The 22,124-nt window shown below is 40.5% G+C and carries 20 protein-coding genes and 1 other RNA gene; 3 read left to right on the top strand and 18 right to left on the bottom strand.

Going from position 1 to position 22,124, the window contains the following annotated elements:
* Positions 1–54: 54 nt before the first annotated feature.
* From sucC to pdxH, 5 genes are all read right to left on the bottom strand, one after another.
* Entirely contained in the window at positions 55–1,245 is a 1,191-nt protein-coding gene (gene sucC / locus M1D52_RS14335) for an ADP-forming succinate--CoA ligase subunit beta (RefSeq protein WP_013666599.1), read from the bottom strand.
* Positions 1,246–1,583: 338 nt separating this feature from the next.
* Positions 1,584–2,432: an HD domain-containing protein gene (locus M1D52_RS14330; RefSeq protein ID WP_437392851.1), complete on the bottom strand. Its 849-nt coding sequence runs from the start codon at positions 2,430–2,432 to the stop codon at positions 1,584–1,586.
* A gap of 190 nt (positions 2,433–2,622) precedes the next feature.
* Entirely contained in the window at positions 2,623–3,771 is a 1,149-nt protein-coding gene (locus tag M1D52_RS14325) for an NADH-quinone oxidoreductase subunit D (protein ID WP_437392850.1), read from the bottom strand.
* Positions 3,772–3,856: 85 nt separating this feature from the next.
* On the bottom strand, positions 3,857–4,351 hold the full coding sequence (locus M1D52_RS14320) for an NADH-quinone oxidoreductase subunit C (RefSeq protein ID WP_013666602.1): 495 nt from the start codon (positions 4,349–4,351) through the stop codon (positions 3,857–3,859).
* Positions 4,352–4,358: 7 nt separating this feature from the next.
* The gene (gene pdxH, locus M1D52_RS14315) at positions 4,359–5,012 is read right to left on the bottom strand and encodes a pyridoxamine 5'-phosphate oxidase (protein WP_130857800.1); all 654 of its coding nucleotides are present in this window, start codon (positions 5,010–5,012) and stop codon (positions 4,359–4,361) included.
* Between the two features lie 253 nt (positions 5,013–5,265).
* On the opposite strand from pdxH, the gene M1D52_RS14310 reads away from it, so the two are divergent.
* Entirely contained in the window at positions 5,266–5,832 is a 567-nt protein-coding gene (locus tag M1D52_RS14310; RefSeq protein WP_437360494.1) for a YqgE/AlgH family protein, read from the top strand.
* A gap of 184 nt (positions 5,833–6,016) precedes the next feature.
* On the opposite strand, the gene M1D52_RS14305 is transcribed toward M1D52_RS14310, so the two are convergent.
* The 7 genes from M1D52_RS14305 to M1D52_RS14275 form a co-directional block, all read right to left on the bottom strand.
* A complete protein-coding gene (locus tag M1D52_RS14305) occupies positions 6,017–7,453 on the bottom strand; it encodes a sigma-54-dependent transcriptional regulator (protein ID WP_013666605.1) in 1,437 nt (478 codons plus the stop codon).
* Between the two features lie 47 nt (positions 7,454–7,500).
* An RNA gene (gene rnpB / locus M1D52_RS14300) (RNase P RNA component class A) lies at positions 7,501–7,882 on the bottom strand.
* Between the two features lie 128 nt (positions 7,883–8,010).
* Complete coding sequence (locus M1D52_RS14295) at positions 8,011–8,445, bottom strand: c-type cytochrome (protein ID WP_437360496.1); 435 nt, start codon at positions 8,443–8,445, stop codon at positions 8,011–8,013.
* Positions 8,435–9,082: an SCO family protein gene (locus tag M1D52_RS14290; protein WP_013666607.1), complete on the bottom strand. Its 648-nt coding sequence runs from the start codon at positions 9,080–9,082 to the stop codon at positions 8,435–8,437. Before M1D52_RS14290 ends, M1D52_RS14295 begins: the two co-directional genes overlap by 11 nt.
* 68 nt (positions 9,083–9,150) lie before the next feature.
* A complete protein-coding gene (locus M1D52_RS14285) occupies positions 9,151–9,591 on the bottom strand; it encodes a hypothetical protein (protein WP_437392849.1) in 441 nt (146 codons plus the stop codon).
* Between the two features lie 48 nt (positions 9,592–9,639).
* Positions 9,640–10,269, bottom strand: a complete 630-nt coding sequence (locus M1D52_RS14280; protein ID WP_013666609.1) for an AlbA family DNA-binding domain-containing protein — start codon at positions 10,267–10,269, stop codon at positions 9,640–9,642.
* A gap of 74 nt (positions 10,270–10,343) precedes the next feature.
* Entirely contained in the window at positions 10,344–10,832 is a 489-nt protein-coding gene (locus M1D52_RS14275) for a DUF4442 domain-containing protein (protein WP_437392848.1), read from the bottom strand.
* Positions 10,833–11,064: 232 nt separating this feature from the next.
* Between M1D52_RS14275 and M1D52_RS14270 the strand changes: the two genes are divergently transcribed.
* Positions 11,065–12,297 (top strand): MFS transporter, encoded by a 1,233-nt coding sequence (locus M1D52_RS14270; RefSeq protein ID WP_437392847.1) that lies wholly within the window; start codon positions 11,065–11,067, stop codon positions 12,295–12,297.
* Positions 12,298–12,439: 142 nt separating this feature from the next.
* Here M1D52_RS14270 and M1D52_RS14265 read toward each other — a convergent pair whose 3' ends face one another.
* The 6 genes from M1D52_RS14265 to M1D52_RS14240 all read right to left on the bottom strand — a co-directional run bounded on the left by M1D52_RS14265 (position 12,440) and on the right by M1D52_RS14240 (position 20,668).
* Positions 12,440–15,598 (bottom strand): efflux RND transporter permease subunit, encoded by a 3,159-nt coding sequence (locus M1D52_RS14265; protein ID WP_149105694.1) that lies wholly within the window; start codon positions 15,596–15,598, stop codon positions 12,440–12,442.
* Between the two features lie 79 nt (positions 15,599–15,677).
* Complete coding sequence (locus M1D52_RS14260) at positions 15,678–15,983, bottom strand: DUF190 domain-containing protein (RefSeq protein ID WP_377609088.1); 306 nt, start codon at positions 15,981–15,983, stop codon at positions 15,678–15,680.
* Between the two features lie 46 nt (positions 15,984–16,029).
* A complete protein-coding gene (locus tag M1D52_RS14255) occupies positions 16,030–17,037 on the bottom strand; it encodes an efflux RND transporter periplasmic adaptor subunit (RefSeq protein WP_437392846.1) in 1,008 nt (335 codons plus the stop codon).
* A gap of 58 nt (positions 17,038–17,095) precedes the next feature.
* A complete protein-coding gene (locus M1D52_RS14250) occupies positions 17,096–18,346 on the bottom strand; it encodes a TolC family protein (RefSeq protein WP_437392845.1) in 1,251 nt (416 codons plus the stop codon).
* Between the two features lie 265 nt (positions 18,347–18,611).
* Positions 18,612–19,979: a HAMP domain-containing sensor histidine kinase gene (locus M1D52_RS14245; RefSeq protein WP_013666615.1), complete on the bottom strand. Its 1,368-nt coding sequence runs from the start codon at positions 19,977–19,979 to the stop codon at positions 18,612–18,614.
* Between the two features lie 8 nt (positions 19,980–19,987).
* The gene (locus M1D52_RS14240) at positions 19,988–20,668 is read right to left on the bottom strand and encodes a response regulator transcription factor (RefSeq protein WP_013666616.1); all 681 of its coding nucleotides are present in this window, start codon (positions 20,666–20,668) and stop codon (positions 19,988–19,990) included.
* Positions 20,669–21,631: 963 nt separating this feature from the next.
* On the opposite strand from M1D52_RS14240, the gene M1D52_RS14235 reads away from it, so the two are divergent.
* Complete coding sequence (locus M1D52_RS14235; protein ID WP_013666617.1) at positions 21,632–22,075, top strand: DUF6266 family protein; 444 nt, start codon at positions 21,632–21,634, stop codon at positions 22,073–22,075.
* The last annotated feature ends 49 nt before the right edge of the window (positions 22,076–22,124 follow it).

Raw genomic sequence — 22,124 nt, 5'->3', positions numbered from 1 at the left:
CCGAAATCGCTTCCGGAGGTTTATCATATGAAATACGTTGTCAGTAACCAAGCACTAAGAAAGTACTTTAGTTACTAAATCAGCCGCTTCCTTCAGCTGAATTGCTGAGAATACCTCAAGTCCTGATTCGTCAATAAGTTTTTTAGCTTCTTCTGCATTCGTGCCCTGTAAACGAACAATAATAGGCACAGGAATATTGCCAATTTCCTGATAAGCATCAATGACGCCCTGAGCTACACGGTCGCAACGAACGATGCCTCCGAAAATATTGATGAGAATAGCCTTTACATTAGGATCTTTTAAAATAATATTGAATCCGGCTTTGACTGTTTCAGCGTTGGCAGTACCACCAACATCTAAAAAGTTCGCAGGTTCTCCACCGGCAATTTTAATAATATCCATGGTAGCCATTGCCAAACCGGCACCGTTTACCATACAACCGACATTTCCATCTAGTTTAACGTAATTCAAATTGGAGCGTCCGGCTTCTACTTCTGTCGGATCTTCTTCTGATAAATCACGCAATTCAGCATAATCAGCGTGACGGTATAATGCATTTTCATCCAAATTGACTTTAGCATCAACTGCTAATATTTTGTCATCGGAAGTTTTTAAAACCGGGTTGATTTCGAATTGAGAAGAGTCTGTTGCTTCGTAAGCTTTGTAAAGAGCTGCTACAAATTTAGTCATATCTTTAAAAGCCGCACCGCTTAGTCCCAGATTGAAAGCAATTTTTCTTGCTTGAAATCCTTGAAGTCCAATGGAAGGGTCTATTTCTTCTTTTTGAATAAGATGAGGTGTCTTTTCAGCTACTTCCTCAATATCCATACCACCTTCAGTAGAATACATGATAATGTTGCGTCCGCGTGATCTATCCAACAAAACACTCATATAGAATTCCTTGGTTTCGCTAGCTCCCGGATAGTAAACATCTTGTGCGATAAGTACTTTATTTACCTTTTTTCCGGCAGGACCAGTTTGAGGAGTTACTAGTTGCATACCGATGATTTCTTTAGCTTTTTCTCTAACCTCATCGATATTCTTTGCAAGTTTAACACCGCCGCCCTTTCCGCGGCCTCCTGCGTGGATCTGTGCTTTTACCACAACCCAATCAGAATTATAATCTTGTTTTAACTTTTTCGCAGCTTCTACCGCTTGTTCAGGGTTATCGGCAACGATACCTTCCTGAATGCGAACTCCGAAACTCTTCAGTATAGCTTTACCTTGATATTCGTGAATGTTCATTATTTAAAGAATTTTGCTGTAAAAATAGTATTTTATATTGTATATAACAATGGAATAACGGGCTAAAATGGAAGTTTAATTGTGGAGTAGAGGAGTAGTTGAGTAGTTGAGTGGTGGAGTTGTTGAGTAAGTAAGATTTTAAATTAGCCAATGTGACAATTAGCGGATGAGCCAATGTGATGATGAGCGATAAATAATTTTTTGCGTTGCCGGTTGTAAGGAACTTGAAGTGTAGATTGAGTGATGGAGTAGTTGAATCGTCAAGCTTACTGCTTAAAGCTTACGGCAGGCTTTTGACTTTTTAATTTTGACTTTTTACTTTTTACTTTTTACTTTTCTTACAGAAAAGCATCAATATAACGTTTTTTAATTTTGACGGATTCCGGTTTCTTTAGAAAGTTTTTGTATCCTGTTGCTGTTTTTATTGCCTTAATAGCTTCCACTCCGTCATAATGGCTTCTAATCTTGTTCAATAAAAAAGTGTCGTTTTGGAGTAAATCGCTTAGGATTAAACGACCATCTTGTAAATATCTTTTTATAAGGTTTGCGAGTTGCTGATTCGTATAAACGTATAAAGGATAATTGTAAATTTCTTCATTGACCTTTTTTGACAAGCTGTTGATCCATAGTGCTTGTTCATCACCAATAACAATAATCTTATTATCTCTTACTTGTAAATGTTTGATAAAGTGGATGGCTTCCTGACGTTTTATCATGCCATACTGATGGGCATCCCGTAGTGTATAGTCAATGCGATCAGCACATAGATAGGGAAGGGGCTGTTCTAAAATATCAAATTTAGTATCTAACAGGTCTTCCACTTGATAGCCATGTTTCTTCAGAATTTGAGGGATATCCGATTGTGTTAAAACAGTTTCGAATAAACGTTCATGGTAACTTTCCGTATCATCTTCCATAACATAATCGCCCACATGGGAAAAGGCCGTATGAGATAAATCATGTAACAAACCTGCCACTTGCTCCAATTCCGATCCTCCCAATAACTGAATCAGATACATAACACCAATGGAATGTTCCAACCGTTTATGGTGTGCTTGGGGATTTATAAGGAAGATGGCACCACTTTGATGAATGAAGTTCAACCGTTGCAAAACGTCTGTTTTCAATAATTCCTCTTTAAGCGGCGATACCTTGATATTCCCATAGATTTTGTCAATCACTTCCATTTTTTCGATGCTAAAAAAAATATTTATGATTGACAAATATACTAATATTTTTAGTATAATCAAGTCGTTAATTTAGGATATAGAATATAAGACATAGGACATAGGAAGTAAGACATAGGATACAAATCCTGATACCTGATGCTTTTGTCCTGATACCTCATACCTTTGCCCTGATTCTTGTTTCCAACTGCTATCGATCAACTTCGCCCAAAACGATGTCAATAGATCCTAATATGGCAATAAGGTCGGCGATGAGAATGTTTTTTGATAGCTCCGGTAGAACAGATAAGTTATTAAAACTAGGCCCCCTGGCTTTTACACGTCTCGGAATGTCCAACTTGCCATCGGTTATAAAATAGAAGCCGAGCTCTCCCTTGGGATTTTCAGCCCTTACATAATAGTCTTGCGCTTTTGGAGATACTTTTTTAGGGACTAAGCCACGGGGATCAAAATCAGGTGTTCTTTTTAAATCTTTCTGTAATCTTTCCAGACATTGTTCAATAATCTTAACCGACTCAACGATTTCATCAACCCTCACTTTATATCGATCCCAGCAGTCGCCTTTCTTGCCCATTTCACCTTTTCCAATGGGAATATCAAAATCGATCTCCGGATATACCGAATACTCGTCTACTCTCCTAAGATCCCATTTTAAGCCTGAAGCACGGAGCATTGGTCCTGAGCAACCATAATTGATTGCTACTTCCAGCGGCAAAGCGCCAATATTAGCGGTGCGTGAGATAAAGATCTGATTGTTTGTTAAAAGCTCATCCAGTTCAACTAATTTTGGTTTAAAATAGTGAACAAATTCTTTGCATCTTTCTTCAAAACCGACAGGTAAGTCGTAAAACAACCCGCCGATCCAAATATAATTGTAGAGCATCCTTGATCCTGATGCCCATTCCAGCATATTCATAATATGCTCGCGGTCTCTAAAACACCACATAAAAGGAGTGAAGGCGCCAATGTCAATGCCATAGGTGCCAATTGCAATCAGGTGCGATGCAATCCTGTTTAATTCGCAGACCAAAACACGGATATATTCAATTCGTTTAGGAATCTCCTTGTCTAAACCAAGCATCCTTTCGACGCCCATTACAAAAGCATGACTATTATTCATAGAAGCTAAGTAGTCCATGCGATCGGTAAAAGGAATGGTTTTTCCATAATTCATCGACTCGGCATGTTTTTCAAAGCAACGATGAAGGTAGCCCATGTGGGGAACAACCTCCTTAACAATTTCACCATCTGAAATAACTTCCAAACGTAGAACGCCATGTGTAGACGGGTGTTGGGGGCCGATGTTAATAATCATTTCCTCCGGGCCTAATTTAGACATTCTTTTTTCGTAAGCGTTTAAAGCAGCTTGTGTATCCGTATTATTCACTAATTTGTTGTTTCGAAAGAAGGTTAAATTTTTTGATTCAATTTATTGGAATGCCATGGTAGCTTTCCGCGTCTTGGTAATCTTTCCGTAGCGGATACCCACTCCAATCGTCAGGCAGTAGAATACGTCTTAAATCGGGATGGTCATTAAAGAAAATACCTACCAGGTCATATGCTTCTCTTTCGTGCCAATCAGCTGTACGCCAAATTGTGCTAACGCTGTCAATCGAAGGCAATGTCGATCCTTCACGAAGGTTATCCAATTTTACCTTTAGCGTTAACTGCGTTTTATAAGGAATTGACGCAAGATGATATACAACACCGAAGCCCTCATTAACGCCATAGTCGACTCCTGAAATGCAGGATAGAAAGTCGAACCAAGTGTCCTGGTTCTCTTTGAGTTCTTTACAGACAGCCCGCAGAAAGTCCCGATGAATCACCAAAGCAGGTTGTAATCCTTGCAATTCTTCGTCCACAATACATTCATTGCCGAAGCGGGACGTGAGTATGTTTTTTATTTTCGTAAGATCCATTTGTTTATCAAGGTGCTAAACGATTAATCGCCCATCCCGCACTCGAGGTATTTTTGCTGTATAGAATTCGGTCGTGTAACCGGTTTGTTCTACCTTGCCAGAATTCTATTGTAGAAGGTGTTACCTTATAGCCGCCCCAGTGTGGAGGTTTTGGTACAACCTGGTTTTTATATTTTTCGGAAACCTCTTTAAGATTTTCTTCCAGGAATACCCTGCTCGGAATAACATCGCTTTGAGGCGAAGCCCAGGCTCCCAATTGACTGCCGACCGGTCTACTATGGAAATAAGCTTCCGAATTGGCTTTATCCACTTTTTCTACGGTTCCCTTGATACGCACCTGCCTTTGTAGATCGGGCCAAAAAAACACAAGGGAGACCATCGGATGAGTGGCGATCTCTTTGGCTTTTTGACTATTATAGTTGGTGTAGAAAACGAAGGCGCCATCTTCAATATCTTTCAGCAATACGATACGAGCGCTAGGTGAACCATCAGCATCTACTGTTGCTAGTGTCATAGCATTGACCTCTATTACTTGGGCGTTGATAGCCTGTTCAAACCATTGCTCAAATTGGCGAATGGGGTCTTTGTCAATGCTATCTTCAGTTAAGGATGCCAGTCTATAATCCGTTCTAATATCTTCAATATGTAATTCCTTATCCATAGCTTATAGTTCTTTTACAAACTTAAAAAAAACGTAGCCATTTATTCACCTAAACATACATAAACTTTCTTTTATATGAGAATTAGATGAGGGAAAATGGAATGCCAATATAAGATATGTATCAAACCAGGGGATAAGACACCTGGCACCTAATACCTAAAAGCTAACAGCTAACATCTAATACCTCAAAGCTAAATTTCGGCCCTATATTTGATAGGATTATATTGATTTTACGAATAGAAATTTATTTCTCATGCTTAGCAATTTCAATCCGCAACAAGGTAGTTTATTACTTTCCGAACCTTTCATGCTAGATCCAAATTTTCAGCGCTCTGTTGTTTTATTGTGTGAACATAGCGACGAAGAGGGATCGGTAGGTTTGGTATTAAACCAACCCAGCTCGCTTTTATTGAAGGATGTAATGTCCGATATGCCAAACGCTGAATATCAACTGTTCGTAGGTGGGCCTGTGGGGCAAGATAGTATACAATTCATTCACAAATGTTATGATCGTTTAAACAGTGGCATCGAAATAAAAGAAAATTTATTTTGGGGTGGAAATTTTGAGGCGTTGAAGCTACTAATAAACGATCGTGCCATAGGATTGGACGAGATAAAGTTTTTTATTGGATACTCCGGTTGGTCAGGTGGTCAGTTAAATAAAGAGCTGAAGGAAAACACGTGGATGATAGGGAATAGCTTTGATCCCGACATTGTGTTTGTTAATGATGAAGAAAATTTATGGAAAGAGGCTGTTATTAGTTTAGGACCAAGGTATGCCCATGTAGCAGGTTTCCCTCAGAACCCCATGTGGAATTAGTTTTTATAAGACATAGGATAGTAAGACATAAGACGTGAGACACAGGAAAGGAAATCTGATACTTACCTGCCTGCTGGTAGGCAGGTGTCCTGCTACTTATGTCTTGATACTTGCTACTTACCTGCCTGCCAGTAGGCAGGTGTCTTGATACTTTATACCTACGTCCTGCTACCTACGTCTCTAATCAATTCTCCCGCTTCAAGCCATATTTTTCGATTTTGCTATAGAGATGGCTGCGCTGAATTTCAATATCATCGGCTGTTTTCGATACATTCCAGGCATTATTTTCTAGTTTGTATTTGATGTATTCTCTTTCCGCATAGTCCTTATATTCTTGAAAAGAAGAGAATTGATCAAAATGATTTAATCCATTAATACTTCCGTGATGGTTTGGCTCCGGCGACGAAATAGTTGCACCGTTACCTATGCTGGTGGTTACTTCCGCGCTTTCCAAAACAGGCCCGCCGGGATTGGCATAAGCATACACGTCTTTGTCGGTAATCGATTTATCGCTTAAAATGATAAGTCGCTCTACCATATTTCTCAATTCACGAATATTCCCGGTCCAAGGAAGCGATTTTAACGCATCAATAGCACTGCTCGTTATCTTTTTAATAGGCATGCCATAATCTGTACAGATTTCTTCACAAAACTGTTCCGCAATGATGGGGATATCCGATCGTCTCTCTGAAAGAGGAGGGACGTGTATTAGGATGACACTTAGGCGGTGGTAAAGGTCCATACGGAAATTACCTGATTCGATTTCCCTTAATAGATCTTTATTTGTTGCCGCTATTACACGGACATTTACTTCGATTTCCTTATCGCCACCCACCCGTGTTATTTTATTTTCCTGCAAGGCTCGCAATACTTTTGCCTGAGCAGATAAACTCATATCACCAATCTCATCCAAAAATAATGTACCTCGATCCGCTTGCTCAAATTTACCGATCCGTTGCTTAACAGCAGATGTAAACGATCCTTTTTCATGTCCGAATAACTCACTTTCGATTAATTCCGAGGGGATTGCCGCACAATTCACTTCAATCAGGGGAGAGTTGGCTCGATTTGATTTTTCATGAAGCCATCTAGCCACCAGTTCTTTACCGCTTCCATTGGCACCGGTAATCAGAACTCGGGCATCTGTTGGTGCCACACGATCGATCGTTTCTTTTATCTTCGTAATAGCCTCTGATTCACCAAGTATCTCCCTGGTTTTACTTACCCTGCGCTTTAATACTTTTGTCTCGGTGACCAGCGTTCCACGTTCCAGTGCATTCCTTACTGTAATAAGCAGCCTGTTTAAATCGGGTGGTTTCGATATAAAGTCATAAGCCCCTTTTTTGCTCGCTTCAACGGCTGTTTCAACCGTACCATGCCCCGATATCATAATAAACGGAAGGTCCGGTTTAATAGATTGTGCTTCTGTAAGCACTTCCATTCCGTCCATTCTCCCCATTTTGATATCACATAATACCAGGTTGATGTTGTCTCTTTTGATGATTTCGAGACCATCGAGGCCATTATCAACATCGGTGACCTGATAATCTTCGTATTCTAAAATCTCCCGCAACGTGCTTCTAATCGCCCGTTCATCATCAATGATTAATATTTTAGCCATAAGTGTCTATTGCGTCAAAATCGCAATTTTATGCTGTTTAAGTTCTAAAAAAAAGCAAGCCTATAAGCCGGGTTCTGTCCTCAACCGAAGTTGAGCTTCTATCATTTATCTAGCCTTACAATCACTTGTAAGGTCTAACGACCTACCCATTCTGAATCCGCCTAAAAGGCGAAGAGAGCGAGCAACCCTACGTTCAGAACCTATTTGGTCTTTCAATTCCCGGGGTTTACCGCAATGTATGTCGCCATACAAGGCCGTGAGCTCTTACCTCACGTTTTCACCCTTATCTCGATAGCAATCGAGACGGTTTATTTTCTGTGGCACTTTCCGTTCCCGGGTTTAACCGGGACCTTCCCGTTAGGAAGCGAGATGCTCTATATTGCCCGGACTTTCCTCCTCACAAAGTGCGGCGATAGAACGGCTTGCATCATGCAAACCTACTATAAAAATCTCAAAATAAGAAATGGATTGACCAGTATTTAGTACAAAATCATGCTGTATTTACGATCTTGAACCTATCCAGCCTATTTCTTTCGTACTTCCTCCAGTGTGATGGCCTAATTTGTCGCAGCGCAATTTTTTAAATGAACAGCAACTTCTTCCGTGCTTACAAATCCCAAGTGATTGCCAAAAGAATTTCCAACATAGGTTAATATATAAGCGATTTCCTGATCTGTTAAAGTAGGGTTGGCCGGCATTTCTGTGTCAAATTTCCGATTCTCAATGGTTAGTTCTTCGTGTAAACCGTATTTCACGATACAAGGTAATTCCTTTCGCATCGTATATAAAAAGGTGGTATCTGTTAGGGGCGGATATAGATTGCCGAGACCTTCACCTTCTGATCCGTGACAATTTGCACATTTTGTGGCAAATAGGGATTTCCCATTCGTGAAAAATTGCGCCTTTTTTATTTCTTGCTCCCCCTGACAAGCATTCATGACGGAAGCGATCAAGGCCACCAAGAAGCCCGCCCACAAAAAGCTATTTCTCATGCCCACCTTTATACTCGCCTAGTAATATATCCATGTCCTGCATCAATTGGGCCACTTGATTATCGTCCGTTCCGTCATAAGCTCCACGTATTCGCTTTTCTTTGTCAACCAAAATAAGCCATCCCTGGTGTTCAAAGCCTCCCGGAGCTTGCGCGTCTTCCTTTGCATAAACCATATACTTATCGGCAATGCCATAAATGTCTCGCTGAGTACCATGCACAAATTGCCATTGATTTCCTTTTACCCCTAGTTTATTGGCATATCTTTTTAAAACCCAAGGCGTATCATATTTTGTGTCAATACTATGTGAGAGAATTTTTACTTCCTCATTTCCTTGATACTTATTCAGTACCTTTAATAAGTTTTTGCTCATCACCGGACAAATGCTGGGGCATGAGGTGAAAAAGAAATCAGCTACATATATGCTGTTGTCAAAATCTTTATCTGTTACGATCGTACTGTCTTGATTAATAAAAGAAAATGTAGGAATGGTTTGATATAGCGTATCCGTTACAGTTTTTCCATCTACTTCTTTCGTCACCGGTTCCCGTTCACCAAGAATAGGTAAACGTTGCTGTCCTTTTTGACCACACCCCCATACGAGTAAACTAAGGACAAAAATTAAATACTTGTTCATACTGTTATGATTATTTTTAGGCAATGGATAGCCTACCGCTTCATGGTAGGTTTATTGCCTACTTGTTGTTAAGGTTTGTACTTGGAAAGAATCTCACGGCTTTCACTTTCGGCCGTTGCAAACTTCTCTTTAAGCGCCTTTATTTTTGCCAGTTCGTTTTGTAAATAGGATGCCATCTCTTCCGCTTTTTTGTCCTCCTGAGCGGGCTCAAAATTATGCATCCAATCGGTCATTTCTTCGTTTGCTTCGGCCAGTTTTGATTGTAATTTAAGCAATTTATCTTTCTCTTGTGCAGTATCAAGTGCTGGATTTACCTGTTTTAGACTATCCATTTTTGTGAGTAGAATGCCTACTTTTAAATTGTCGCGCACTAATGCGCCCATTTTTGGCATAATCGAATCATGAACAGCGATCACTTCTTCTTGTAACTGTAAATTTTTGTTGCCGGCGTTATTGCATGACGACGTGACAACACCTAATGCTAGTGAAAGGAATATATATAATTTCATTTGTTATATGTTGTTTAGTTCTGACAAATCCGTGAATTAAGTTTCCTATTAAATAGCTGTGGGCATATAGAATTCCGCTTCTTTTGTGGTATCAACCTTGACAATGCCTGCCAATATCATGTTCACTAACAGTCGTTGCGTTTTTCTTCGCGATAATTTTAGATGTTTACAAATATCTATCAGTGCAACCTTTTGGTTTTCATTCAGAAAAGTGAGTAACTGTTTTTCTTTATCGGTATACGTAATCAGTACCCCTTCTGATTCTCCATGTCTTTTCAATACATCCACTACTACTTTTCCTGCTAGTATACTTTTATCTTTTACACGTATGTAAACCCACCATTTGCCATCATCTCCCAAGGCGTAATGTGGTTTTACGTCGCTTTCAGGTATTTCGGCGATAAGAACCAGCTTGTCGTCAACAAATGTTTCATCAAATTTGATTTCGACCGCCGGTTTACAATATCGATAAGCTGCGCGCTCTAAGATAAATCGCTCTTCGTCTTCGTTCTTTACACCGATTATATGGCCGTCATCAGCAACGCCGATAAGCAATTTTCCACCTTTATTATTAGCAAAAGCAACCAATGTCTTTGCGATTTTGTTTTCATTGCTGATTTTATTCTTAAAATCGAGTTGTTCACCTTCACCTTGTAGTATTGTTGCCTTTAGCCTCATTTTAGTAATGTAAATTGATTAAAAAACGGAATTTCAATGCTCATATAGGATTTTCAGATGCTAAAACATAGGCATTAGTATGCAACCGTAGGTTGTTCCTTATTATATTTTAGATTTCTCACATAAACTTCATTCATCACCTTTGCACAAAGCTCCCCATTTTTATCGACGATATCCAGCATAAATTTCTGTATAAATTTACCGGTCATATCCAGTGTTTGCTGCGCCTCTTCGATTGCATCATCAGTTAGCCGGATTTGGAAATAAAGCGTTCCGCGACCGGGTTTTATATAATCAATAGAAGCACTCTTTAGCCATACCCGTGTTTTGTACCCTTTACGTCGAAAAATCTGATCGAACAACAACGCAAAAAAAGGATCGGCGGCCGCATAAATCGTTCCCCCAAATATAGAGGAATTATAATTTTTGTTCAGTATGCTATATAGAATCTTTACATCAACACCTTTAAAATTTCTATGAAATCTCTGAACCCAAATTCGTTGAAAAAGGAGGGGGGGATATAAACGCATTACCCATTTTAATGTACGCTCTGAGACCTTCATGTATTAGCTAAATGCGTGTTTGACATCGCTAGCGGAAGTAGCTTGAGGCTAAGATAAAAAGAATTTTACATTAGCCATAATTTTAAATAAACTATCTAGGAGGAGTTGTATAAAATGAGGGTTTTCGTTCTGTCTCCGGCAAAGTGAAATCGGGGGTTAAATAAAAGTCTAAGCAAATTTTAATTCAATAAAATTTATATTTTAGCCCCGTATTTTCAATAGACCATTCTTGATGATAGAACAGCATAATAAACAACAAACCACTAAAGTTTGGTTGTTGGTTTTGGTAGCTTCCCTGGGTTATTTTGTAGACATCTACGATCTAGTTATTTTTTCAATCGTTAGAGTACAAAGTTTTAAGGATATAGGGGTGCCATTGGAAAATATGCGTACAGACGGTGAATATGTTCTTAATATGCAAATGATCGGATTATTGCTGGGAGGCTTACTGTGGGGAATTATCGGTGATAAATTTGGCAGAGTAAGGGTATTGTTCGGGTCAATTTTGCTTTATTCACTGGCCAATATGGCCAATAGCTTTGTGAACGATATACATAGCTACGCCTGGATTCGTTTTATCGCAGGCATTGGCTTGGCAGGTGAGCTGGGAGCCGGAGTCACCTTAGTTAGTGAGAGTATGCCAAGGGACAAAAGGGGATATGGGACGATGCTTATAGCCGGTATCGGTGTATTAGGAGCCATAGCAGCCTTTTATGTTGCTGAACATTTCAACTGGCGAAATGCTTATTTGGTTGGTGGTGGTATGGGGCTATTGCTATTGCTGATGCGTGTTGGAACTTTCGAATCAGGAATGTTTACCGATACCGCACAAAAAAATGTTTTAAAGGGAAAATTCTTCATGCTTTTTGAGAATAGAGAGCGCTTCTTGCGGTATCTTTATTGCATGCTTATCGGGTTACCTATTTGGTTTGTAGTAGGTATACTGATTACGCAGGCGCCCGAATTTGGCGTTGCCTTGGGTGCTACGGAAACACTTAGTGCGGGTAAGGGAATTATGTACGCTTACATTGGTATTTCACTCGGTGACATCTTCGCCGGGTTATATGCCCAGCTGACAAAGTCGAGAAAGAAGGCGGTATTTTTCTTCCAACTGTTGATCATCATCAGTTCGCTGTGGTATTTAATGAGCAGTGGTCTTACCGCTCAAAAATTCGTTTGGTTAGCCTTTTTTATGGGGTTCTCGGTCGGATATTGGGCTACTTTTGTTACGATAGCCTCCGAACAGTTTGGCACTAATTTAAGAGCAACGGTTGCTACCACGGCACCTAACTTTGTCCGTGGCGCACTCGTTCCAAGCACTTTTTTATTTGAATGGTTTGTCCATCGCTTCGATATTATCATTGCGGCAACCATTATGGTTGTTTTATTGAGCGCCATTGCCATGTTCGCACTAAGCCAATTGAAAGAGAGCTTCGATAAGGATTTGAATTATTTGGAAGAATAGCTTATAGCCGATAGGCTGTCAGCTATCAGCCTATCGACAGGTTTTAAGGTGTAAGGTTTAGGGTGTGTTAGACTTGGGCCAGTGCCCACTCTCATTGCAACTGCTATTATTCAACAACTCAACGACTCAACCACTTAACTATTCAACTATTTTCCAACTTGTGCTTTGAACCAAACTTCCTACGGCTTGTCCACCAAAATAAGGGAGGAATCAAGAGCGGAGCAAATACAAGGGTACTGGTTAAGCCACCAATAATGACAGTTGCCAATGGACGTTGAACGTCCGATCCAATGCCGCTGGAAGTGGCTGCCGGAAACAAGCCAATGATTGCGACCACCAGAATGGTCAATACCGCCCGCAGCTGTCCCTTTGAAGTAGTCAATATGACGGCCTTTTGTTCTTCAATAGGCAACGCATAAGTAGAGAGGTTACTAAAGTTTCTATTGAGTGCCGACACGATCAATACGCCTGCCATTACAGAGATTCCGAAGATACTGACAAAGCCTACACCTGCCGAGACATTAAAGTAGTAACCCCTCAGCAATAGCGCTACAATGCCACCGCCTAAGGCAAACAGAATACAACTCATCGTGAGCAAGGTATCCTTGAAGTTTCTGTAAAGCAGATATAGAAAGGCAAATACGAGTCCAATGGTCAACGGAATGGTAAACAACAACTGTTTACCGGCTCTTTCCAGATTCTCGTATTGTCCTCCATAAATAAGGTCGTATCCTTTTGGAATATGCACTTGTGCACCAATTTTTTTCTGTAGTTCTTTTACAAAACTCACCTGGTCTCTTCCTTCAATATTCGTTCTAACGGTGATCATGCGTTTGCTTCCATAATGATAAATATTGGTTTGCCCTTCGATAAAACCGATTTCAGCAAGCTGGCTCATCGGGACCAGGTTACCGGTTGCTGAAGTGACCAATAGATTTTTTAACGCATCAATGTTATCTCTATACTGGGGTAAATAGCGAACAACAATGTCATAGCGTTTCGTACCATCGTATATTTCAGAAATGGTTTTGCCGCCGATTGCGGCCTCGATCATGTTTTGGATATCGGAAATATTAATGCCAAACCTTGCAGCATTCTCGCGGTTTATATTAACAGCAATTTGCTCCTGCGGTCCCTCTTGTTCGATATTAACGGATTCGCTGCCTTGCATATTTCTTGCAATATTTGCGATACTATCCGCCTTTTGCCGCATAAGATGCAGATCGTTTCCAACGATGGATACCGCGAGATCCGCCGCCGAGCCGGTAACAATTTCCATTACCTGATCAATAATGGGTTGGCCGCTGGAAAAACTAACGCTTGGCAAAGCTTTGGATAGATCAGCCTTGATGTTGTTAACCAAGGTCGACTTCGCTATGGTATCACTCCAAAGCTTATAGTCTTTGAGCCCGACCAGAATTTCATTTCTATTAGCGGGGAACGGATCGGTTCCGTCGTCGTTGCGCCCTGTTTGCGTAATAACAAAAGCAACTTGCGGATACCTGGAAATTACCTTTCTAATGAGTGGTGCATATTTCGCATTTTCCTGAATATTAATACCGGATGGAAAATTACCTCTTAAAAAGATGGAGCCTTCGTCTAACGAAGGTAGAAACTCTGAGCCTAATTTAGCACCAGCTAGAATACAAATAGCAACCAGGAAAAAGCCTACGATTACGGTGCGCTTATATTGCGAAATAAACTTTTGCAAGGTTTTGCCATATAACTTCTCCAGAAACTCCAATAGTTTGTTACGATGTTCTTTCAATGGTTTCTCTTCGTTGTTCAGCGCTTTGTGGTAAACAAAGGAAATCAACACTGGGATTATTGTGAGCGCTGCCAACATGGAGCCTATTACTGCAAACGCCAAGGTTAGGGCCATTGGTGAAAACAGCTTTCCTTCAACCCTTGTCATTAATAGGATGGGCATGTAAGCCAAAATAATAATGGTAACCGAAAAGAAAATTTCCCTACCTACTTCCTGTGCCGAAGAAAGGGTGATTTTAATGATTCCTTCCTTCTTTTCTTCAGCTGTGGCGGTTCGATACTTTCGAATGAGATGCTCCACCATGACGCAAGCTCCATCCACAATAATTCCAAAATCAATCGCTCCGAGCGAAAGTAAGTTCGCAGGAATACCGGTTAGGCGCATCAGAATGAAGGCGAACAAAAGAGAAAAAGGAATTGTTAAGGCTACTACCAACGCGCTACGCACACTCCCAAGAAAAAAGATGAGGAGGATGATTACAATGCTTATCCCTTCAAAAAGTGTATGTGCTACCGTCTCCAGCGAGTGATTGATGAGAAAGCTTCGGTCATAGAGCGGCCTAATACGGACGCCCTCGGGTAGATCATGCGCCTGTACCTCCGCCATTTTTTGCTTCAAAAGCGCCAAAGCATCACTTGGATTTTCATAGCGACGTAAAAGCACAACACCTTCTACGCCATTGCTTACATCTAAACTGTCTGTTGTGACGGTATAACCTAAAACACCATTGGGGGGAGGAGGACCAACCTCAACATTGGCGACATCCCGTACAAAAATGGGCATACCATTTACTGATTTCAATACGATGTTTAAGATGTCATTCTCCGATTTGATAGCCCCTAGGCCTCGTACGGCAAAACCTTGGCCACCACGGTTTATAATATTTCCGCCGGTGTTTTGATTATTATTATCAACGGCTGTTTCAATGTCTGCTATACTTAGATCGTATTTACGCAGTTTTTCAGGAGAAGCAAAAATATGGAACTGTTTCATCGGACCACCGAAAGTGGTGACATCAGCAATGCCTGGCGTTTGTAATAAAGCCGGTTTAATAACCCAATCCTGTAAGTCGCGTAGTTGCGTTGGCGTAAAACTCGGTGGCGCTTCTACAACGTAGCGCATGATCTCACCAACGGCAGTGGAGAGTGGTGCCAGCTCGGGGGTGACGCCATCGGGTAACTCAATAGAACCCAAGCGTTCCATCACCTGTTGACGGGCGAAGTAGTCGTCCGTACCATCTTTAAAGGTGAGCTGTACTACACTCAATCCGAAGATAGTTCTACTTCTCCGATCCAGCACATTGGGAGTGTTTTGCAAAGCGCGTTCAATTGGAACGGTTACTTGCTGTTCTACCTCCTCCGCCGCTCTTCCCGGGAATGGGGCAACCACAATTACGTTGGTATCAGCAATATCTGGGTACGCTTCTATTTTAAGTTGCGTAAAGCAGTAGTATCCTACTGCCATGAGTATGATACCGATGGCGACTACGGTCCAACGGTTTTTTAATGAGAATATTAATAAATTCCTGATCATTTTTCTGTCTTTGTTGGCCTTTAGTTGCAACCTGATTGCTCAATTACTTTCATGGTGTTGATAGCTAGATCATAAACTATTATTCTGACCATTCTTTCACATCATGAATGATCACATAGCCCGATTGAGTAACGGTGCGCAATGACTTAAGTACTTCTTTAATCTTTTCTTCTCTGTCAATAAAAGTGATGAGCAAGGGCACCTCGTCAAAACTGAAAAGATCATTAGGCCTACTTAGGTGACTGCCCTGTAGATAACCCAAACTTCCGTTAAAAGCAGTAGCGCTTTTTACCTGATGTTTGATTAGAAATTGCATAATAAATTCATAAAGAGGTTGACCTCCTAAAAATTCGTTTTTGTTAATGAAAATCTGTGCCTGTACCATGCTTTTGTTATTAGTTATTCATTGTTACGGTTGTCAGGAATAACCATTAATATCCGAAGGAAAGCCCCTTAAGTTGGATCGCTCCTTTTGTTACTACCTGGTCATTTTTTTCTAAGCCTTGCAAGACGACCAGGCGTTCGCCTATCTGTTGTCCTGTAGTTATAGTTTGTCTTTTGAATACACCATTACCTGCAGCGATAAAAACATAATCTTTGCCATCTACTGTTACTAAGGATTCTTTGCTGACGGTCATATGGTTTCCAACATTCTTCAGATCGAACAGCACCTGTGCAAACATGCCAGCTTTCAGTAAGCTACTATTATCAAGCAAGCTTATGCGCAGCTTAACCATTCGCGTGGCGTTATCAACCACATCTGCAATGTCTTCTACCTGTCCTTTGAAAGTTTTATCCGGATAGGCAGAAAACAACACCTCGCAAGCGGCTCCCTCATGAATATTGCTAATTTGGTTTTCCGGAATATCGCATATCACGTATGCTTTACCGGCCGGTGCTTTTCGAAGCGCGGTCGGATCAAAACCGCCTTGTTTCAAGTTTGCTTCATACTGAATGAGTGATGCTTTTTCATTAGCGAGGTTGCTTTTTTCGAGGGAAAGTGCTGTCTGCGCTTCCAATACATCACGGCCCGTTGCTGCCCCGTGGTTCAATAAATCTGAAGCTCGGTCCAATTCGATTTCTTTCTGTTTCAGATTAATTTGCTGAATCTGATGAATATTGGTTTGGTGTTGTGCTAACGCCGTATAACTGGCGGCTAAGTCGGGATTGTCAAAAAGTACCACATTTTGGGATGCACCGGCTACAGAAGCTACGACGGTGGCGGCAATTTTTCCCGGAGCAGTATAAGAGGCGGTTACAGAACCATCATAAACCTGCTCTGTTTGAAAGAAGTGCCTCATTGTACTATCCTTAAAGCTGATCGTTTGCCCATTATTACTTAAAATGGGTGCTTCAATACGTTCCAGTTTACTGTCTTCATGCGAAGCGCATGCTGTCCACAAGAAGGTGGATACTATTACATATAAAATCGGTTTCATCGCTAAATAATTCGTTTGTTTATTTTATTTCGGCTTGTTTTTTCGTTGAATGATCAAATCAGCCAGCCAACTGACCGATTAAGCCACTTGCATACAGTAATTGAATGTAACTTTGCCTGTAGAGTTGCAAGGCATCATAATATTGTTGTTGTGTTTCGAGCCAGCTACGTTGTGCTTCTAAAAAGTCGATCAGCGTGGTACCTCCTCGGAGATAAGCATATTTAACGTTGGCTAATATATGCTCTGCTTGTTTAAGCAGTCCATCCGTAAATTTATGCGTGTTTTGTCGTTGTGTTTGATAACTGGCATAGGCTATCATCAATTCTGTTTGCGCTTTACTTTTTATCGCTGCATATTGTTGTTCTGACTGATCCTTAAGGATATATGCCTTTTTGATTTCACCCTGATTTCGGGAAAACAAGGGAAGGTCAAAGGTTACGGTAAAGCCTGCATAATTAATCGTGTTTTGTGGGTTCCACATAAATCCAAATTCAGGAACGGGTACTGCGAGGCTTCGTTGCAGGGAAATATTCTTATTAGACACATTAATCAATGACTGCGCGGCTCTTATGTCGGATCGATTAGCAAGTGCCTCTTGCAGTAGTGAGTCCAAGCCTAGATCGCCCTTTAAAGCAAATTGATCTGAAATATCGATATCATTAACTTGCGATCCGATTAAATAACTGAGTTCCATCAGTCGGTTGCTCAGGTCCTGTTCAGCGCTTTTAACCTTTAGTTCATATTCTTTTGCCAAGAGTTGCGTGCGCATAAAATCGGTTTGCGTTATCACCTGGTTTTTAAGTCGCACCTTGTTAATATCACTGAGCGAATCGATATTACTTTTGGCTATTTTCAGAATATCTAATTGCTTATGAGCGGTGTAAACTTCCATCCATTTGGAAGCAACCTCCGCAAATACCCCTCGTTCTGTTTCCTGATAATTCTTATTCGATAAATCAATTTGCTCTTTTGCTAAATCAATTTTTTTTTGGCGCTGACCTGCCAACTGAAAGGGTTTGGTAAGTGTAAAAAGCGATTGACGATTCAACGGATCAGACCACGAGGTACGGGGTGCAAAGTTTTTGCCTTGCGTGAGCTGAATGGTTTCATTGTGAAAGGATGGATTAGGCCGTAATGCGGCAGTGGTGCTGTCTGCCTGCGCTGCCTTAATTTGATAAAGCTCGGTTTTTAAATTTGGGTTTTGCGTTTTCGCAATATAAAGTGCCTCCCTTAAGCTAATGCTTTGCGCATTGGCTGCACCTAAACCATAAAAGCACAAAACTCCAATCATCCAAAAAAATCTTTGCATAATCATGATATTATTTCCATGCAAAGTTGGAAAACGTGTGTCTGACGAGCGGTTAGAAAGCTTTTATATTTTTATTAGAAAAATATTAGAAGGGGTTAAGTAGTTAAATAGTTGAGTAGGAAAAGTCACGTGCGGGCTTAAAGCATACTGCGTATAGCTTAATGCTTACTATAAAGTCGAAAGCTGATTGCTGATTTCCGATGGCTAAAAAGTTGTAGTGGCACTGGCTCATGCCTCAAGCGTACTGCTTAAAGCCTATAGCCTATTAAACATGCGGTAACTTAACCTCGAACCGAGTGCCGCTACCTAAGATTGAAAATACACTTATTTCTCCATGGTGAAGATTAATAATCCGTTGAGAGAGCGCCATGCCAATACCATGACCGCTGGAGTGATTTTTATTCTGCCCTCTGTAAAAAGGAATAAAAATTTTATGCAGGTCTTCGTCGGAAATACCGGTGCCGTGATCAATAAAATCAATGATTGCATGATTATTTTGGTAGGAGATCTTCACCTCGCAACTTTGATCTTCCGAAAATTTACATGCATTTTCCATGACATTCGTAAAAGCGACCTGTAGAAGATAGTTGTTTCCACTAATGGTGATTTCGTCTTCGCCGTCCGGAATCTCCGTGAAATCAATTGTAATATGATAGGAAGGAGCCTGTTTTTCCAATTGATGCTTTGCATCCAATAGAATCTCGTCGATCCGAAGGGCTTTGAAGGATATTTGGGTGGGATCGTAACTTGCTTTTGCAAGATCCAGTAAGCTTGTTGTCAGCTTAGCTAGTGTTTGTGCATCTTTAAGAGTTAGTCGAATAGTCTGTTGATATTGTTCAATGCTTCTTGGTTTGTTGGAGGATAGTTCCAGTTCTGTGATGATCGTTGATAAGGGCGTTCTCACTTCATGAGCAATATTGGATACAAACTCTTTCTGGGCGTTGAAGGATTTCTCCAATCGATTAAGCATTTCGTTAAAAGTGATCGCTAATTCTGCCAATTCATCTTTGCCGCTGCCAACGTTGATTCTGGAATCTAAATTGCTGGCTGTAATTTCCTCCACATTCTCCACCATATCTGAAACGGGTTTTAACGCTTGTTCTGCTGAAAAGCGACCGGCAACGACGATCAACAACAGGGAGAGGCAGAAGGCAATAGCTAAATATTCCAGTATCGTGTTCAGCTTTTCTTCGCCATAACGATCGATTGCAGCCGCTGTAATGATATAGGTTTTATTGCTGTGTTTAAGTGTAAAAGCCGTAACATAGTAGTTATTGTATTTGTACCTGATTTCGCTATTTTTAACAATTGAGTCGAGCAATTGGGGTGTTTCTTTTACAATGTCTTTGTTCTCGGCATCGTGATAGATGAGTCGATACGATTCATCATAAATAGCCACCTCTTCGTTAATTACCCTTCGGGTATTATTAGCATATATCGTTTGCAGCACTTCCGGTTTGATATTCAGATCGAACAGAAAATAAACTTTTGTAATGGCGTGCTGTTTGATCTGATTGTAAAACTCGTCTTTTTGATCATTTGCAAAGGAAAGGTAAAAGAACAAAGCGAAGACTAAAAGGACGCCGGCCGACAGAAGCGAATATAAGAGGGTTAATTTATTCCTGATTTTCATCTCGATGCTTATTCAGTCTTGAAAATAAACCCCATTCCCGGTTTGGTATGTATATATTTTTCTTCAAAAGCTTTGTCAATTTTGTTACGCAAATAGTTGATGTATACATCAATAAAATTAGTCCCCGTGTCAAAAGTGGTATCCCATACTTTTTCTGCTATTTCAACGCGCGGGAGAACTCTTCCTTTGTTGCGGATCATATACTCTAACAGTTTGAACTCTTTCGGCGTGAGATTGATCTCAACGTTGCCCCGTTTTACGATCCGCGTATGTAAATTCATTTCCAGTTCGCCCGCCTTTAATATAGCAGTACTTGCTGAATTGCTAGCGGAGCCCCTTTTAAGCAAAACCCTGATTCTGGCCTCCAATTCTCTAAAATCAAACGGCTTAACCAGGTAATCGTCAGCCCCTGCATCAAAACCTTCCAATTTATCGTCTGTTGTTCCTAAGGCTGTGAGCATAATAATAGGCAAATCCGGGTAGCTTTCTTTAATCTCGCGGCATAGATCTATGCCGTTGATTTTAGGAAGGATAATGTCCATAATAATCAGGTCGTAAGCCTGTTGCCATACCAGCTTTTTACCCAGTATACCATCATAGGCCACGGTAGTTTTGTATCCCAGTTCCTCCAACCCGCGTTGAAGTAATTGAGCAATACGCGATTCGTCTTCAATGATAAGAATATGCATTATCCCGGGGTTTATTCGTTACAAACTTAACTAAAATTTGGATTTGTGAATAGTTGAGTTGCTGAATCGTTGAGTAGGTTTTATTCGTGTTGAATGATGAATTTTGGGTTGTGTCTGTGAGATTGGTTAAATGGGCGAGTAGAGGAGTAGTTGAGTAGGGGAGTTATCAATTAGCCAATGTGATGACGAACCGATGTGATGATGGGCTGGTGCGACCTAATGCCCGCAGCTTATAGTGTACGGCCATATTAGTAACAGTAGTTTTGCGTTGGCACTAACCAAAGCTGATATCGAAAGCTGATTGCTGACAGCTTAAGGCTTATTGCCTATGGCTTATAACTTGACAATTAGCCAATTTGATAACCGAACAAAGAGAGTTCAGAATACCTCCGAAATAAACAGAGAGTAAATAATAATGTCGTGGGAGCTAAAAGCTCAGGGTCTATGACTTACAGCTTATAACAAAAAAGCCCTCAATCGGGGAGATTGAGGGACTTTTACTAACCAATTATAAACCTAAATTATGATGACACAAAGGTAAACTGATTCATAATGAATTACAAGTCGTGCCGATCGTCTTTTGTTTCTTGAATTACTTATAGCTTGATTTCCAGTCATTTGCTGCATATCGGTGATAAACTTTGACTGGAAATGATAAACGTTATATCAATGTATAGTGAAATCGTTCTTTAACGACTCCACAAGGGGATCTTAAGGGGTAAATTTCGAATCCATATTAACTATAACATAATAAGAAAATAATAGGGACATAATAGGGACTTTATAGGGAAAATTCCTTAAAATATATCTATGAAATAATAGCTATTTATTTTTTTATGATAAACACTGGGTAAAAATAGGTATATTCGTAGGAACAACTATAAATCAGATGATTATGGCGATTATAAAAAATGGCATAAACGGTTCTTTTTTTGGCAAAGTAGGCAGTGTTATTGGTTACGAATGGAGAGGGATACCCGTAATGCGAGTTTGCCCAAAAAGCGTACATCGCCTACCTCAGAAAAGGAATTAGCGAATCGTGAGCGCATGCGTATCATGCAGAAATTCCTTCAGGATAGCAAAAATTTTATTGATTTAGGTTTTCAACTTGAAGCGAAAGCAAGGAATATGTCTGCATTTAATGCCGCGATGAGTTATAATAAAAAGTACGCAATAACAGGTAGCTATCCTGATCTCAAGATCGATTATGAGAAACTTCTTGTTTCAAAGGGTCTACTAATTACCCCAACCAATCCATCCGTTGCCTACGTCGAAGGTACGCTTCATTTTAAGCTGCGCCTACTAAAGTACGTACACTTTTATTTGCCTTCACAGAAGATCGGAGTATATGAATGCCAGCTACGGTCTTGTTTATGGCGATTCAGGAGAAGACTTGTTGGAGTTTGACTTATCTGAATCAAATTATCCGAATGCGGTAAGAATTCATTCGTATATC

This window comes from Olivibacter sp. SA151, assembly GCF_054130995.1.
Note: the sequence above shows the minus strand (reverse complement) of the source record. Positions and strands in the feature narration are given on the sequence as shown.